Source organism: Shewanella sp. HL-SH8 (assembly GCF_051165765.1).
GTDB classification, from domain to species: domain Bacteria; phylum Pseudomonadota; class Gammaproteobacteria; order Enterobacterales; family Shewanellaceae; genus Shewanella; species Shewanella glacialimarina.
This window is the reverse complement of the sequence record NZ_CP195039.1, coordinates 2,264,654-2,281,943: the sequence shown is the minus strand read 5'-3', so window position 1 is coordinate 2,281,943 and position 17,290 is coordinate 2,264,654. Positions and strand designations below refer to the sequence as shown.

Genomic DNA, 17,290 nt, shown 5'->3' with positions numbered 1-17,290 from the left:
AAACCGAGATTTGCCACCTTCAGTTATTGGATCTGCTTTAAACGTTGATCGTCAATATCAACATTTTCAGGAATGGCAAACTTAAATAACGTTTTTTCAGATGGCGAAACAGGACGTTGCTCTGTCAGCATAAACTGACTTAAATTGCCTTGCTCATCTGTTAAATCAAACGCCGACAGTTGCTTACCTTTAAAACACACAGCTACCGCCACAACATTACCACGGGCTTCTTTAGGGGAAATATCAAAACACTCAGCTTTGCCAGCCGTTTTGGTGACATTATATTGCGACCATGTTGCTTCATCACGATGAACTAACAGCGCTATAGGAGAAGCATCGACCGCTTGTGATACATCCATCACAGTGACTTCCTCTGCAAATGGGTTATATACCCATACACTAAGACCATCGGCTACAATCAATGATTCATCAGGTTCAGTTAAGTGCCAGTAAAATTTATTCGGGTACGACAAAGCAAATATTCCGCTACCTGACTGAATAAGCTTTTGATTTACATCCGTTACTTTTTGCTCAAACTTAGCATGTAAGTTGTCAATATTAGTGAGCTTGGCTCGCAATGAATTGGCATCGTCAGCCATTACACTGTGGCTGCTTAATAAAGCCATTACTGTCATTGAAATCATGGTCGTACGCATAAATAGCATAAAAATTCCTACTAATTTCTTGGTGGCGGTGGCGCCAAAACTTCACGATTTCCGTTATGCCCTTGTGAGCTAACAATCCCTTGCGCTTCCATTGATTCAATAATTCGTGCTGCTCGGTTATAACCAATTTTGAATTTACGTTGCACACTTGAAATAGAGCCTCGTCGAGTTTCTGTGACAAACGCAACCGCATCATCATAAAGTGCATCTAACTCATCATCTGAGTCACCGGTCTCACCAGGTAACAGCACTTGTTCTCCATCTGAGATACCATTCAAAATTTCTTGAACATATTGAGGCTTACCGCGTTCACACCAATCTGCAACCACTTTATGAACTTCATGGTCATCAATAAAAGCACCATGAACACGGTTTGGCACGCTAGTACCTGGTGGTAAATACAACATATCGCCCATACCTAATAACGTTTCGGCACCCTGTTGATCTAAAATGGTTCTTGAGTCTATTCGAGACGATACCTGGAATGCGATTCGAGTCGGTATATTAGCTTTAATCAAACCAGTAATAACATCTACCGATGGGCGCTGGGTGGCCAAAATAAGATGAATACCTGCAGCTCGGGCTTTCTGGGCGATACGAGCAATAAGCTCTTCCACTTTTTTACCCACTATCATAATCATGTCAGCAAACTCATCTACCACAACGACAATTGCAGGTAATTTGTCTAATGGCGGTGCTTCATCTAACATGCTTTCAGACTGCTTCCAAAGTGGGTCCGGAATATATTCCCCTCTGGCTGCGGCTTCTTTAATTTTTATGTTGTAACCTTTTAAATTACGCACCCCTAAAGCCGACATCAATTTATAACGACGTTCCATTTCGCCCACACACCAACGCAGTGCATTGGCGGCTTCTTTCATATCGGTTACCACTTCACACAGTAAGTGTGGGATGCCTTCATATACTGACAATTCAAGCATCTTAGGGTCGATCATAATAAAGCGCACGTCATCAGGACCAGACTTATACAATAAGCTGGTGATCATCACGTTTACGCCTACTGATTTACCCGAGCCTGTGGTACCCGCTACCAATAGGTGTGGCATCTTACCTAAATCGACAATGACAGGCTCGCCGGAAATATCCTGGCCGAGCACCATAGATAAGGTTGATTTACTGTCTCTAAAAGCATCGCTGTCTAATACATCGCGCATGTACACAGTTTCACGGAACTTGTTAGGTAACTCTATACCGACATAGGCTTTACCTGGAATAACTTCCACAACACGGACATTTTCTGACAATAATGAGCGCGCTAAATCTTTTGACAAATTAGTGATTTTTGAGGCCTTCACTCCCGGTGCAAGTTCGAGTTCAAAACGTGTCACAACAGGGCCAGGATACACACCTACAACGTTAGCGATAATATTAAAATCGGCTAACTTCATTTCCACTAATCGCGCAACTTGCTCTAATTCTTCTTCACTAATCGGGTTTTTCTTTCTATCTGGCACATCTAATAAACTGATACTGGGCAATAAAGTCATCGGTTTTTTGGCTTGTTGAAGTGTTTGACCATCAATAAGCACAATGCCATCTACAATTTTGGCTTCTTTTTTAGGTTGCTGTTGTGCAACTAACGCGCCAGTAGAATGTACTGGTGCAAATTCGATGTCATCATTAGATTCATCTAAATCATCGTCAAGATCATCATCCAAATCATCAATAGCCGAAAAACTCGGGGGTCTGACTTCATCGTCTTCAGACCAAGAGGTAAAAGACGGGTCTAAATCATTAATGTCCTGTTGGAACATTTTAGGTTCCAAGCGTTCATCATCGTCATCTTCATTTATTTCAGACTCAACTTTAGGCTCAAGCGGCTCAGGTTTTATTTTACGACTAAAAATACTGCGCTTTTTCTCTATTGTTGGTGTTGGACTATCTTCATCAGTTGATGACTCATCAGCATCAAATACATTAGAAGTTGTTTGCTTTAATTCAGAATGTGATTTATCTGCTTTAAGTAAGCTTTGGATATTTCGTGATGAAGCAGTTTTCTTTTCATCAATATTAGCGGTAAAAGAATGTGACAACTCATCGTCAAACCCACTGTCACGGCGTTGTTTAAACTTATCTACAACAGACATAAAACCACGTGTATCTTCGGTTTCACGTTCACGTTTGAACACTTGCGGTAATTGCCATATCTTCTTTGCTAACCAAATAACGCCACGGCCAAGCAATTCAATAATCGTTAGCCAGCTAATTCCTGTTGCGAGGGTAAATCCCGCACCAATAAAACACAGTAATAATAACGTGGTACCCAATATACTAAAATAAGGCAACATGGCTTGACTGATGACATCGCCCGTTACACCACCAGCAGAAAATACATAGATATCATCGACATTCATGCTCACCATAGCAGCCAGCGCAAGTACCATTAACATGAAACCAATAATACGAAGACCTACAGAAAAATAATCGACTTCTAGCAATCGATGTGAGCGGTTAAAAAAGAACCAGCCGGTGGCAGCAATTATCACCGGAATGGTATAGGCGATAAAACCAAAAAAATAAAATAAAACATCAGCAGTCCATGCGCCAACAGCGCCGGTCCAATTGTGTATTTCACCTTGAAAATGCGATTGGCTCCAACCCGGATCATTAGGGCTAAAGCTAGATAACGCCAACAAAATGTAGGTGGCGACCATACAGCAAAGAATTAAACCGCCTTCAAGCAGTCGCTGCAGTCCACTGAGTGTTTTTAAATTGTTTCCCTGAGTCAAAGGAATCATCCATAAAAAATGAGAGAGATTAATAGTACAGAATATAACAGAATTAGTCTGTGTTATCAGTGATTATGCACTGAGTACACCATAAGCTCAATTGAATGTGAATAGGATTTAATCGCTTGAATTAAGGAATGATTAAGAATGGATGAATAATAAACAGAATTAGCCGATTCAACGACTAATTCTGTCGCAGTTTCTTTTTTTGACTCACTAATGTAGTACGCCATGTTAATGTGAAATCAATAATTGCGATTAATCCACCAGTAAATTTAGGGCAACTTTATTGGTTTGCTTCACTTCTTCCATCACCACGTATGTACGTGTATCAGAAACTGAAGGTAATTTTAGCAGAGTTTCGCCAAGTAAACGACGATAAGCAGACATGTCGGGTACCCGCGTTTTAAGCAAATAGTCAAAATCGCCGGAGACTAAATGACACTCTTGAATATCATCGAGTAGTTGAACAGCACGATTAAAACGGTCAAAAATATCAGGGGTATCGCGATTTAAGGTGATTTCGACAAATACCAATAAAGATGCGCCTAAATAGTGTGGATTAACTAATGCCGTGTACCCGTTTATATACCCTTGCTTTTCAAGACGCTTAACCCGTTCTAAACAAGGTGTTGGGCTAAGGCCAACACGTTTAGACAATTCGACATTTGAAATACGACCATCCACTTGGAGTTCATTCAAAATGTTTCTATCAATCCGGTCCAAATCTTTTATTGAATAGTTTTTATTGTTAGCCATATTTTAAACTCTAATTTAACACTTAAACGACATTTGTATCTTTTTATTATCAAACTTCAGCAGGATAAACTACTTAAGCAGTACTATACTAGAGTTCTCTGAAACAAGCACGTTCAGGGTAAATAATTAATAATAAAATTACTCGTCTATCCTACGAGTACAATTCTAATCGAGGCTCAAAAATGATTATTGGTGTTCCAACAGAAATCAAAAACCACGAATACCGTGTTGGCATGGTTCCTTCAAGTGTTCGCGAGTTGACTATTAAAGGTCATGATGTTTTTGTTCAATCTGATGCTGGTGTTGGTATTGGCTTTACCGATCAAGATTACATCGACGCAGGTGCTGTTATTTCAGCAACGGCTGCCGAAATTTTTGCTAAAGCTGACATGATCGTAAAAGTAAAAGAGCCACAAGCGATTGAGCGTGCCATGTTACGCCACGACCAAATTCTATTTACTTATTTACACCTTGCACCAGATCTAGCACAAACTGAAGATCTGGTTAAAAGTGGTGCTGTATGTATTGCTTACGAAACCGTTACAGATGACCGTGGCGGCTTGCCACTACTTGCTCCTATGTCTGAAGTTGCTGGTCGTATGTCAATACAAGCTGGTGCCCGTGCACTAGAGAAGTCACTTGGTGGTCGTGGTATGTTACTAGGTGGTGTACCAGGTGTTGAGCCAGCTAAAGTTGTGATTATTGGCGGCGGTATGGTCGGCACTAATGCTGCACAAATGGCTGTTGGTATGGGTGCTGATGTGGTTGTTCTTGACCGCAGCATTGATGCTCTTCGTCGCTTAAATGTGCAATTTGGCTCAGCAGTCAAAGCGATTTACTCTACAGCTGATGCTATTGAGCGCCATGTACTTGAAGCTGACTTAGTGATTGGCGGTGTATTAGTGCCAGGCGCTGCAGCACCTAAACTTATCACCAAAGAAATGGTTAAGCGTATGAAGCCTGGCAGTGCCATTGTTGACGTTGCTATTGACCAAGGTGGCTGTGTAGAAACTTCTCACGCAACTACTCACCAAGACCCAACTTATATCGTTGATGATGTAGTTCATTACTGTGTCGCTAACATGCCAGGTGCTGTTGCACGCACGTCAACTTTTGCATTAAATAATGCCACATTGCCTTATATCATTAAGTTAGCGAACCAAGGATATAAGCAAGCTTTATTGAATGATAAAAACTTCCTCAATGGCTTAAATGTTATGCATGGAAAGATCGTCTGTAAAGAAGTAGCTGAAGCACTTTCACTCACCTTTACCGATCCAAAGAGTTTACTTGCTTAATAAGCTTAAACATCAAATTTAAATACCGCTATTCAGCGGTATTTTTTTGCCCATAAAAAAGTGATGTTTAAAGTTGCACTATTGAATATCAGCATCGCCAAATAACAACTTACTGAATACAACTTAAGAAGGGTATTCCAAAGTTAACCCACTTTTTAGGTTAGTTTAATAACATCAAATTAAGAAAATCGGCTTTAGGCATCGGCTTATAGAAAAAATAGCCCTGTACTGCGGGAATATTCAAATGATTGACAAAGTCTAACTGGCTCTGAGTTTCAACCCCTTCGGCAACAACAGTCAGATCAAGTGCATTACTCATGCTCACAATAGCCTCGACCAAAGCATTATGCCGAGAGTCTGTCTCAAGCTTTTGGATAAAAGACTTATCTATTTTTATTTGGTCAACGGGGAAATTAACTAAATATGACAATGATGAATAGCCTGTACCGAAGTCATCTATGGAAATTTGTATGCCTCTTTTACGTAATAGCGACAAAACCTCGCACACTTCAGATTGCTGTTTCATCATAAGTGATTCAGTAATTTCTAGGGTAATCATCTCATAAGGAAATACATCAATACTTAGTGTTTCAAGGACTGTATCAAAATACTGTAAAAATCGTTTTTGAAGATCCCCAGACCAGAACTCTAATGTGGAGACATTAATCGATAGTGGAATGATTAGATTACGTTTTTTTAGCTCTATCGCGGTCATTACAGCTTGGGTTTTAACCCACTCGCCTATTTCAACAATTAAGCCTGATTGTTCTGCAATAGGTATAAACAGATCTGGGGAAATGAACTTACCGTCATGGCTCCAGCGCAGTAAGGCTTCGGCCTTAATTATTTTGCCACTAATAGGATCCACAATCGGCTGATAATATAATTCAAATTCATTTTGGCTTATTGCTTTTTTCAAATAAAAATGCAGCTGCGCTGTGCGCTCAGCTTCTAATTGTATGTCCTGATTAAAAAATTGATAACAATTACGTCCACTGGCCTTGGCATTGTACATCGCTTGGCTAGCACAATTTAATATGAGTTCTGCACTCGAAGCATCATTGGGGTATGTGGCAAATCCACTGCTAATACTCAAGCTCAGAAGTTCATTACTAATAGCTATTTCTTTACCTATTACAGCTTTAACTTGCTCAGCAAACACAGATAATTTTTCAATGGTTTGATTTCCAGGTAGCACGATCGCAAATTCATCTGCAGCAATTCGGCAAGGCAAGCTATTTTCAGGAATAATCTCGAGCAGACGCTTGCCTACTCGGCACAAAACTTCATCACCATTATCAGCACCCAAGGAATCATTAATTTGCTTAAAATGATCTAAATCTAGAATCATTAAACTGAACTGTGATTGGCCGTGTACGGCTGTGCTTTGATTAATTAATGTTTGTAATTTTTTGAATAAATATTTTCGATTCGCTAAGCCAGTAAGTTGATCATAATTATTTTGGAAGTCGATTAATTTTTCAGCTGTTTTTCTAGCGGAAATATCGGTAATCATCCAGGCATAACAATTTTGCTGGGTTAACGAATCGCGAATAACTGTAACAACCAGCTCAATATCGATAATATCGTCAACTGTTTTTAAGCCTTTTAATTCCCCTACCCACGAATGTCCACGATGAATAAATGTGAATAACTCATCAATAAGGTCTTGATCTGAAGACTGCAAATAAGCCTTAATATCAAAGGTTTTATTATTACAGTCATAAAGTGTGGTTGATTTAATAAAGCTAGGATTAGCGGATAATACCGCATTTTGCTCGTTAGTAATGACTAATGCTATTGGTAAATTTTCAAAAATTTTACTGCTTAAACGTTGTAAATGTAATCCTCGACTACGCTCAATAGCTAAGCTGGCTAATCTTGCTGCTTCTTGAATTAAATGTAAATCTTGCTCAGTGGGTGATTTTATCGTGTCGTAATACATGGCAAATGTACCGAGTATTCGATTGTCAGTATCAAAAATAGGTTCGGACCAGCATGCCCTTAACCCCGCTTCAAGAGGTAGAGATTTATAATCAATCCAATTAGGATCAGTTTCAATATCTTCGACTATTACTCTTTGCTGCAAATGTGCCGCGGTACCACATGAACCCACGTTAGGGCCAATTGCTACACCATTGATGGCATCATTATATTCGCTTGGAAGGTTAGGCGCTGCACCGGATAATAATCTTTTCCCATCATCACTGAGTAATAAGACTGATGCCCGGGTACCCACTTTTTGAGCTTCGATTAACAACACTAAGGAGTGTAAAATCTCACCCAATGAAACGCCTTCAAGCACCATGTTAAGAATAGTGCTATAGCGTTCAATACTGGACTTGTATTGTGCGGTTAATAATAACTCGGACACAAGGTTGGTATCTGGTTGACCTAAATCCATGCAACTCCAAACAGACAATAATTACAAGTTAAAACACTCAACATAAGTACCCAATCAAGGGTATGCATTATATTAAATATGATCAACATTTGTTTCGAAATTATTGTTTTTTAGTAAAAGAATTTTACATTTTCACCTAACACTATTCTGCATTTCGGCTCATTCTGGCGATATAAAAACCATCAAAACCATGCTCTGAAACCAAAATAGATTCATCATCAATTAAACTAAAATGAGGATTGTCTGCTAGAAAACGATTAACTTGATTGCGGTTTTCATCCGGCATAATTGAGCATGTCGCATAAACCAACATACCGCCGACTTTGACCATACGGCTGTAGCTGTCAATAATTTGCTTTTGCAGCTCAATTAATATCGGTAAACGCTCAGCGGTATCACGCCATTTTGAATCTGGGTTACGTTTTAACACCCCAAGCCCTGAACAAGGTACATCAAGTAATACCCGATCTGCTGTCAGCTTTAACCGTTTAATGGTTTTAGAGCTGGCAATAATGCGGGTTTCAACATTATGCGCACCCGCTCTTTTAGCACGGGTTTTTAGGTTATCAAGTTTCCACTGCTCAATATCCATTGCGAGTAAACGTCCTTTACCTTGCATTTGTGCTGCTATATGTAATGTTTTACCGCCAGCACCAGCACACGCATCTACTACCCGCATCCCAGGTTTAGCATCTACAGCTGCGGCAACTAATTGCGAGCCAGCGTCCTGTTGCTCAAATAACCCTTTTTGAAAGCAATCTGTTCTAAATAAGGCAGAATTAGATGTGACTTCAAGGGCGCTATCGACAGATTCAACTATTTGAGTTTCAACACCTTCTTTAGTGAGTTTGTCCATCAGGGTTTCACGATCGCACTTTAAGGTATTCACTCGAATATAACGCTTAGGCGCTTGCATTAATGCCGCGCGTTCAGCGGGCCATTTATCACCTAATTGCTCACTACCCAAAATATCTAACCATTCTGGGCAACCATCCCATAAGGTAGGTATCGTCTTAGCTAATTCAATCTTTTCTCTTAATGCAGCTTCATCAACTTGCAATGAATATTGCATTTTAGGCAAGGCTAAGTCATGAAAGAAATGCCAACCATTGAGTAATTTAGATCCTAAACGTTCAAATTCATCCTGTTCAATATCAACAATAAAACAGTACAAATTCAAGCGGCGTAATATATCACCGGTTACCACAGTAATCCGCGCCTGCTCAGCAGGTTCAAGCTGTAAGCCAGAGAAGTTATGTGAATAGGCACGATCTAATGGCTTGCCCTGGTTTAACACCATGGTTAACACATTTAACACCAGCTCAGAAGAACTGCCAGATAAAGAATAAGTCAGCATAACACTCTCAATTTAGACACAATGAAAAAACAGAAACATAATTGCGTCGATCATAGGTATTTACGCCACTGATAGCAATAAAAAAGCGACCTAAATGGTCGCTTTACATAGTCATATAGCCTAGTCGCTAATGAATGTAACCTAAATTACATTTTTGAGCCCTTTGCACCATAGAACAAGATAAACCCATAACATATCACGGGTAAAATAAACGCAGGTTGTAAGCCCATACTATCGGCCATAACACCTTGTAATAATGGGATGATTGCGCCGCCAACAATAGCCAAACATAAAATGCCTGAGCCCTGTGAAGTATGTGGGCCTAAATCACGTAACGCTAAACTGAAAATAGTCGGAAACATAATAGAGTTAAATAAGCCAACCGCTAAAATGGCCCACATGGCAAGCATGCCTTCAGTATTCATCGCCACTAACACTAAAGCCGCTGCCATTAATGAATTAAACGCAAGCACGGTTCCCGCTGGAATTTTTTGCATCACGGCGGAGCCAATAAAGCGCCCTACCATTGCCCCACCCCAGTAATAAGCAATATAGTTAGCGGCATCGGCTTCTTTTAATCCAGCGATATTTGCTTCACCTAAAAAGCTGACTAAAAAGCTGCCAATGGCGACTTCTGCACCCACATAAACAAAAATACCCACAGCACCTAAAACAAGATGTAACGATTGAAAAGCGCTGGTTTTGCCGTTGTGGCTAATTTTACCGGCGGCATCTGCAGGTTCATTATGTTCAACAATTTTGGGCAACGTGATTTTTGCAAAAATAGCCGCAAGTAGCGCCAACATACCCGCCAAAATTAAATAAGGCAGTTTTACCACTTCAGCTTCTGCCTGAGCATGGCTTAAGTCACCCGTTGCACCTGAAGCAACAGATAGAATTAATACCGCACCAAAAAAAGGCGCCACTGTAGTTCCTAAGGCATTAAACGCTTGAGTTAAATTGAGTCGACTTGATGCGGTTTCAGCGCTGCCTAATGCATTGACATAAGGATTAGCCGCAACTTGTAAAATAGTGATGCCTGAAGCAAGAACAAATAACGCCCCTAAAAACAGACCATAAACGGCTAAGGCAGCAGCAGGATAAAACAATAGGCAACCAATACTGGCAATCACTAATCCTGTGACTATGCCTTTTTGATAACCCAACTTTTTAACCAACATACCTGCTGGAAGTGACACTAGAAAATAGGCACCAAAGAAGCAAAATTGAATGAGCATTGCTTCTGCATAGCTCAGCGAGAATACTGATTTAAGATGGGGAATAAGAATATCGTTTAAGCACGTAATAAACCCCCACATAAAAAATAGTGAAGTTAATGATACGAGCGCAAAACGGTAACTACCATTGCCACCCGACACAGAGGTATTTGTTGCACCTGCTATTGTTGAAGCCATAATTAAGGTCTCTTATTTATTGTTTTTATTGTGGCACTTAAGCTTATTAAGTGCGGTTATTAACTAAAACGCCATTAACAATGAGGTTAACGGCGTATTATTATATTTATAATAAATCAGCAAAGAAACTAGCAAATGGCGGCAGCTCTATCTGCTTAGAGCCATCAATCTCTCCTGTAAGCAATCCATGCTCACTGTGGATATCACCTAGCGTAACTGAACTTGGCACATCTGAACTTAGTGCCAAAGCATCTAAGTCAAAATAAGCAGTTTCAGCGGCTAAATTGAATAACACCAGCATAGCTTTATCGGTATTGTATCGTTTAAACGCTAACACTGCCGGAGGTGCATCAATAAACTCAATATCCCCTTCTATCAATACAGTCTGTTTTTTACGCCACGCTAAGAAATGACGGTAGCTGTGCAATACTGAGTGTGGATCCATTTCTTGCACATCAACAGCTTGGTTAGCATGTTCAGGTGGAATAGGTAGCCAAGGTTGCCCTTGAGAAAATCCAGCCTGAGTTGCAGTTTTACTCCAAGGCATCGGCGTTCTGCATCCATCGCGGCCTTTAAACATCGGCCAAAATGCAATGCCAAATGGGTCTTGAAGCTGTTCAAACTCAATAGGCGCTTCTGTTAAGCCTAATTCTTCACCTTGATAACTGCAAATACTGCCACGCAATGAAAACAGCATACCATTAAGCATTTTAACTAAATCAGTATTAGTCTCACCTTTACCCCAGCGAGATGCCACACGTTGTACATCGTGATTCCCAATTGCCCAACATGGCCAGCCATCACCAATGCTGGCTTCTAACTCTTCAACAGTTTGACGAATATAGGCTGCACTAAAATCATCGGTTAACAGTTCAAAGCTATAAGCCATGTGTAAACGATCGTCACCTTGAGTGTATTCAGCCATAGTCGCTAACGAGTCTTCAGAAGAAACTTCACCTAAGGTCACAGCACCTGGATAGCGATTAATTAATGCACGTAACTGTTCAATAAAGCCAACGGTTTGCGGACGGGTATTATTATAGTAGTGATATTGATAAGCGTAAGGATTGTCTTCACTAAAACCACGACCTTGGCGCTGATCTTTGGGTTTTGCAGGGTTATCGCGCAGTTGCTCGTCATGATAACAAAAAGTAATTGCATCAAGACGGAAGCCATCAACCCCTTTTTTAAGCCAAAACTCGACATTATCTAGTACCGCTTGGCGTAAATCGGCGCAATGAAAGTTTAAATCCGGTTGGCTTTTTAAGAAGTTATGTAAATAATATTGCTGACGACGAGGCTCCCACTCCCAAGCACAACCACCAAAAATAGCTAACCAGTTATTCGGTGCACTGCCATCATCTTTAGGATCAGCCCATGCATACCAGTCAGCTTTAGGATTGGTTCTGCTTTGGCGACTTTCTTCAAACCATGCATGTTGATCAGAAGTATGGCTGAGTACCTGATCGATAATAATCTTAATATCTAAACGATGAGCTTTATTAATCAGTTCGTCAAAGTCAGCCATGGTACCGAACATAGGGTCAATATCACGATAATCGCTAATGTCGTAACCAAAGTCTTTCATCGGTGATTTGAAAAAAGGCGAAATCCAAATAGCATCCACATTTAGACTAGAAATGTAGTCAAGCTTAGCAATGATCCCCTGTAAGTCACCCACGCCATCATCGTTCGAATCCATCAAACTCCGTGGATAAACTTGGTAAATTATTCCGCCACGCCACCAGGTTACTTGACCCATAACATTCCCTCTAAATGATGTTTACCATCGACCCACTGCTTTAATGATGTTAAACACATGTTGCGGCGTTATAACACGTCATCGTTATATTGTTGTGGCATTGAGGATACGTGAATAGGGAAATGAGGTTCAATAGACCTGCATACGTATGCATAAAAATACTTTGAAAACAATCCATTCTAAAATTGCGATATCATAAATGTATACATAGGCTTAAGTGATATTAGTGACATCAAATTCAGGTTAGCAAAATGTAAACTCTGTACAACTTTATCACCGCAAAGCTTTTGAATACGTATGCATAATATTGTCGGTCAAACAATCCTAGGAGTAGTATCGTCACTGTTGTGCAACAATTTGGTCATAACTTCAGCACTTACTGCAGTCAATTAAGTATGCTGATACAAAAACACAATAAAGACTGTAACCAAAATCAAAAAGATTGCTAATACTTGAACTCGATATATCAAGGTTAAGCCGTCGTAAAAGGGGAACGATGAATGTTGCTATTTAAACCAAGCCTACTCACATTAGCGTTAGTTGCTGCAGGAGCAAGCATCAGTGCTTATGCTGCTGACGGCGTGAATGCCGCAGCCACTGCCGATGAAAATATCGAAGTGGTAAAAGTCACAGGTATTCGCCGCAGTTTACAAGAATCACAATCACTTAAAATGTCTTCATCTTCTATCGTAGAAGCCATTTCTGCTGAAGACATTGGTAAATTACCGGATGTGTCAATCGCTGAGTCACTAGCCCGTTTACCTGGTGTATCTGCACAGCGTCTTGATGGACGTGCAAACGTTATCTCTATTCGCGGTATGGGCCCAGATTTCACCACGGCAACATTAAACGGACGCGAACAAGCCTCTGTGAATGATAACCGTGGTGTCGAGTTTGACCAATATCCATCAGAATTATTAAACCGAGTCGTTGTATACAAAACACCTGACGCCTCTGTGATGGCCCAAGCCATTGGTGGCACGGTTGACATGCAAACTATTAGCCCATTAGCACACGGCGAGCAAACTTTTGCTATCGGCTTACGTGGCGAAATGAACGACCTAGGCGCACTTAACAGCGGCTCTGAAGACAAAGGTTATCGCGGCAGCATCTCTTATATCGACCAATTTGCTGATGATACTATTGGTATTGCTTTAGGCTATGCGCGTATGCAATCGCCTAACCAAGAAGAACGCTGGCAAGCATGGGGTTACCCAGAAAATGCTGCTGGTGATAGTGTATTAGGCGGCGCTAAGCCATTTGTACGTTCAAGTGAACTTGAGCGTGATGGTGTGCTAGCCGTTTTTGAATATGCACCAAATGACTTTTTCCATTCTGTGGTAGATGTTTACTACTCTAAATTTACCGATGACCAACGTTTACGTGGTATTGAAATTCCTGCTGCTTGGGGTTCTAACGGCGGTGTTGAAGCGACTAAAACTGAAGACGGCTTAGTCACTGAAGGCGTAATTCGTGGCGCAGAAGTTGTGGTGCGTAACGATGTAAACAAGCGTGATGCAGAATCATTATCTATTGGTTGGAATAACAAGTTCCAAATTAATAACAATTGGTCTGTAACAGCTGACATTGGTTTGTCTAAAGCTGACCGAACCGACATTGGTATGGAAAGTTACAGTGGTACAGGCCGTGGCACTGGTGTTGGTGCAGTTGACGACTTAGGTTTTGTGAATAATGGTAATGGTGGTTATGAATTCAACCACAGCCTAAATTATGCTGATCCTAGCGTAATTAGACTTGGCGATTCACTTGGTTGGGGCAGCCCATTAGGTGCTAATACTCAAGATGGCTTTATTAACAAACCTGAAATTGAAGATGAATTACAGTCTTTTCGTTTAAGTGCTGAGTATGTTTTTGATGGCGGCGCTTTCCGCAGTATCGAGTTTGGTGTGAACTACACTGAGCGTGACAAAACAAAATTAGACAAAGGTTACTACTTAACCCTTAAAGGTTATGACGGTACTGATCCTAATTATATGATGACAGTGCCAGATCAATACTTGTTATCACCTACATCACTTGGCTTCTTTGGTATGGGTGATGTACTCAGCTATGACTCATTAGCCTTCTATAATGACGGTAACTATACTGAAACTGACGTAGCAAATGTTGATTTATCACGTGCAACCAATTCTTGGGCTGTAAGTGAAGAAATTACCACTGCATACGTGATGGGTAATTTAGAAACTGAATTATTTGATATTCCAGTAACCGGTAACCTGGGTTTACAAGCAGTACAGTCTAAGCAAAGCTCTGACGGAACTGTGGCAACAGTTACTAATGGCGAAGTCACCATGACGCCACGCACTGCGGGCGATGATTATGTTGAGTGGTTGCCTAGTATCAACTTAGGCTTTGAAATTGCTGACAGCCAAATGATCCGCTTTGCCGCAGCGCGTACATTAACTCGCTCTCGCATGGATCAAATGAATGCTAACGTTAACTTTAGCTACAATGAAAATCCAAATGACGGTATTAACTGGTCTGGTGGTGCAGGAAATCCTGAACTTCGTCCATGGTTAGCCCGTCAGTTTGACATAAGTTACGAGAACTACTTTAGTGACCAAGGTTACTTTGCAGTAGCGGCATTCTACAAAGACTTAGAAAACTTCGTATACAATCAACAGGCTGTATTTGATTTCAGTACAATTTTACCGCAAAACCCAGGCGACAACCCATTGGGTGTTGTATCGCAACCACAAAATGGTGACGGCGGTTATGTACAAGGTATCGAAGCCACATTCTCTTTAGACTTCGGCTTATTTGCTGATTCACTAACGGGTTTTGGTACAGTACTAAGCGGTGCTTACAACGATTCTGAAGTAAAAGAAACCGCTGAAAGTGATCCAACTGCATTGCCTGGTTTATCAGAAAAAACATTCAGCGCAACGGTTTACTATGAAAACTCAGGCTTTGAAGCCCGTGTTAGCTCACGTTACCGTAGCGACTTCCTAGGTGAAGTCACGGCAATCAGTTTGACTCGTCAAAATGTTAACGTTAAAGCTGAAACCGTGGTTGATGCGCAAGTGGGTTATGACTTTACTGAAAGTGGAATTGATGCCTTATACGGTCTATCAGTAGTACTTCAAGTGAACAACTTAACCAATGAGCCATTCACTTCATATACGGGTGAAGATGCGCGTCATGTTCGTGACTATCAAAACTACGGTCGCAATTTCATGTTAGGTGCGAACTACAAGTTCTAATCTAGCGGCGACAAAAAAGCCTCTGTAACCTGTTACAGGGGCTTTTTTACTTTAAAGGTAATATCAAATAAGGCGATTACTATGAATAACAATAAAATCAATAACATTGTAATTGTAGGCGGCGGTACATCGGGTTGGATGACAGCGTCCATGCTCACTCGGCTATTTAAGTCACAGCTCAACATTACCTTAATCGAATCAGAGGACATTGGCACCATAGGCGTTGGCGAAGCAACGATTCCTCCGTTACAGATATTTAATAGTGTGCTGGGCATTAAAGAAACTGATTTTATTAAACACACCCAAGCCACCTTTAAATTAGGTATTGAATTTGAAAACTGGGGCAAGCAACAACAAAGTTATATGCATGCCTTTGGCGACATAGGTAAAGACATTGGCTTTACTCAATTTCATCATTACTGGCTAAAATCAAACCCGTTAGACAATAGCGACTTTTGGCAATACTCACTCAATTATCAGGCAGCTAAGGCCAATAAATTTACCGTCATGGACAAGGTTGCAGGCTCACCACTTGCCGGTATTACCCATGCCTATCATTTCGATGCCGGTCTTTACGCCTCATTACTGCGCCAATACAGCGAAAACCTCAACGTTAAACGGATTGAAGGATTAATTACCTCAACTCAATTGACCCCAAACGGTAATATTGAATCCGTCACATTAGAGGGTAATCAGTGTATTCGCGGCGATTTTTTTATCGATTGTTCTGGTTTTGCCGCACTGCTTATTGAAAAACAATTGCACGTTGGCTTTGAAAATTGGCAGCATTGGCTCCCCTGTGACAGTGCTTATGCTGTGCAATGTGAACGCACAGCAACACTCACGCCCTATACACGATCAATTGCCCACGATGCAGGCTGGCAATGGCGTATACCATTACAAACCCGTACCGGTAATGGTTTGGTTTATTGCAGTAAATTTATATCCGATGATGATGCCAAAGCACTGTTATTGAACAATCTTGACGGTAAACCATTAACCGAACCCAGAAAGATTAACTTTAAGACTGGCCGGCGTGAAAAGCAGTGGCACAAAAACTGTGTCGCCATTGGATTATCAAGTGGATTTTTAGAACCGCTGGAATCAACCAGCCTTCATTTGGTTCAATCCGCCATTATTCGGCTCAGCAAATTTTTTCCCCATAATGGGGTTCAACAAGCCAATATTGATGAATTTAATCGCCAGTCAAAAACAGAGTTTGAGCAAATTCGTGACTTTATCATTCTGCATTACCATCTAAATCAGCGGGAAAATAAGTGCGCTGAACAAGCGGATTTATGGCAACAATGCCGCGAAATGGCGATACCTGAATCACTGCAACAGAAGATAGATTTATTTACCGCAACAGGGACAGTGACTCGCCATCAAGATGAGTTATTTACCGAGGCCGCTTGGGTGCAAGTAATGTTAGGCCAAGGCATTACGCCAAAGGATTTCAACCCACTGGCTAATAGCATTCAAAACAGCGATTTGCAGGAGTTTCTGTCTAATATAAAAACCATCATAGGCCGAACTGTTGATGCAATGCCTGAACATGGGCATTTTATTAACAAGCTGTAAATAATGAGCAAAAAATTGTTGATTACAAAAATAACTAACCTCAACTCGAGTTAAGAGATGAGCTCAATAAGCTGA

At 40.8% G+C, this 17,290-nt stretch carries 10 protein-coding genes; 3 read left to right on the top strand and 7 right to left on the bottom strand.

Annotation, left to right across the window (positions count from 1 at the left end):
- Nucleotides 1–23 precede the first annotated feature (23 nt).
- The 3 genes from lolA to lrp form a co-directional block, all read right to left on the bottom strand.
- Complete coding sequence (gene lolA / locus ACRWQN_RS10085; protein WP_434940637.1) at nt 24–656, bottom strand: outer membrane lipoprotein chaperone LolA; 633 nt, start codon at nt 654–656, stop codon at nt 24–26.
- Between the two features lie 20 nt (nt 657–676).
- Nucleotides 677–3,415 (bottom strand): DNA translocase FtsK 4TM domain-containing protein, encoded by a 2,739-nt coding sequence (locus ACRWQN_RS10080; protein WP_434937544.1) that lies wholly within the window; start codon nt 3,413–3,415, stop codon nt 677–679.
- A 258-nt stretch (nt 3,416–3,673) separates the two neighbouring features.
- The gene (gene lrp / locus ACRWQN_RS10075) at nt 3,674–4,174 is read right to left on the bottom strand and encodes a leucine-responsive transcriptional regulator Lrp (protein ID WP_226410050.1); all 501 of its coding nucleotides are present in this window, start codon (nt 4,172–4,174) and stop codon (nt 3,674–3,676) included.
- Nucleotides 4,175–4,356: 182 nt separating this feature from the next.
- On the opposite strand from lrp, the gene ald reads away from it, so the two are divergent.
- Nucleotides 4,357–5,472: an alanine dehydrogenase gene (gene ald, locus ACRWQN_RS10070; protein ID WP_434929840.1), complete on the top strand. Its 1,116-nt coding sequence runs from the start codon at nt 4,357–4,359 to the stop codon at nt 5,470–5,472.
- A gap of 160 nt (nt 5,473–5,632) precedes the next feature.
- Here the strand turns inward: ald and ACRWQN_RS10065 are convergent, their stop codons facing one another.
- From ACRWQN_RS10065 to ACRWQN_RS10050, 4 genes are all read right to left on the bottom strand, one after another.
- The gene (locus ACRWQN_RS10065) at nt 5,633–7,876 is read right to left on the bottom strand and encodes a sensor domain-containing phosphodiesterase (protein ID WP_434937542.1); all 2,244 of its coding nucleotides are present in this window, start codon (nt 7,874–7,876) and stop codon (nt 5,633–5,635) included.
- A 142-nt stretch (nt 7,877–8,018) separates the two neighbouring features.
- Nucleotides 8,019–9,233 carry an RsmB/NOP family class I SAM-dependent RNA methyltransferase gene (locus ACRWQN_RS10060; protein WP_434937540.1) on the bottom strand — a complete coding sequence of 405 codons (1,215 nt, stop codon included), beginning with the start codon at nt 9,231–9,233 and terminating at the stop codon, nt 8,019–8,021.
- A gap of 146 nt (nt 9,234–9,379) precedes the next feature.
- Nucleotides 9,380–10,648 (bottom strand): sugar MFS transporter, encoded by a 1,269-nt coding sequence (locus ACRWQN_RS10055; protein WP_434937538.1) that lies wholly within the window; start codon nt 10,646–10,648, stop codon nt 9,380–9,382.
- Between the two features lie 106 nt (nt 10,649–10,754).
- Nucleotides 10,755–12,410 carry an alpha-glucosidase gene (locus ACRWQN_RS10050; protein ID WP_434937536.1) on the bottom strand — a complete coding sequence of 552 codons (1,656 nt, stop codon included), beginning with the start codon at nt 12,408–12,410 and terminating at the stop codon, nt 10,755–10,757.
- A 500-nt stretch (nt 12,411–12,910) separates the two neighbouring features.
- Here ACRWQN_RS10050 and ACRWQN_RS10045 point away from each other — a divergent pair, with 500 nt between their 5' ends.
- Together ACRWQN_RS10045 and ACRWQN_RS10040 are read left to right on the top strand one after the other, a co-directional pair.
- Nucleotides 12,911–15,634, top strand: coding sequence for a TonB-dependent receptor (locus ACRWQN_RS10045; protein ID WP_434937534.1), 2,724 nt, complete (start codon nt 12,911–12,913; stop codon nt 15,632–15,634).
- 81 nt (nt 15,635–15,715) lie between these two features.
- Entirely contained in the window at nt 15,716–17,215 is a 1,500-nt protein-coding gene (locus ACRWQN_RS10040; RefSeq protein ID WP_434937532.1) for a tryptophan halogenase family protein, read from the top strand.
- The last annotated feature ends 75 nt before the right edge of the window (nt 17,216–17,290 follow it).

What these genes read in the sequence shown, in the direction of transcription:
- lolA (WP_434940637.1), bottom strand. Translation starts at nt 656, where the DNA reads ATGCGTACGACCATGATTTCAATGACAGTAATGGCTTTATTAAGCAGC.
- lrp (WP_226410050.1), bottom strand. Translation starts at nt 4,174, where the DNA reads ATGGCTAACAATAAAAACTATTCAATAAAAGATTTGGACCGGATTGAT.
- ald (WP_434929840.1), top strand. Translation starts at nt 4,357, where the DNA reads ATGATTATTGGTGTTCCAACAGAAATCAAAAACCACGAATACCGTGTT.
- ACRWQN_RS10065 (WP_434937542.1), bottom strand. Translation starts at nt 7,876, where the DNA reads ATGGATTTAGGTCAACCAGATACCAACCTTGTGTCCGAGTTATTATTA.
- ACRWQN_RS10060 (WP_434937540.1), bottom strand. Translation starts at nt 9,233, where the DNA reads ATGCTGACTTATTCTTTATCTGGCAGTTCTTCTGAGCTGGTGTTAAAT.
- ACRWQN_RS10055 (WP_434937538.1), bottom strand. Translation starts at nt 10,648, where the DNA reads ATGGCTTCAACAATAGCAGGTGCAACAAATACCTCTGTGTCGGGTGGC.
- ACRWQN_RS10050 (WP_434937536.1), bottom strand. Translation starts at nt 12,410, where the DNA reads ATGGGTCAAGTAACCTGGTGGCGTGGCGGAATAATTTACCAAGTTTAT.
- ACRWQN_RS10045 (WP_434937534.1), top strand. Translation starts at nt 12,911, where the DNA reads ATGTTGCTATTTAAACCAAGCCTACTCACATTAGCGTTAGTTGCTGCA.
- ACRWQN_RS10040 (WP_434937532.1), top strand. Translation starts at nt 15,716, where the DNA reads ATGAATAACAATAAAATCAATAACATTGTAATTGTAGGCGGCGGTACA.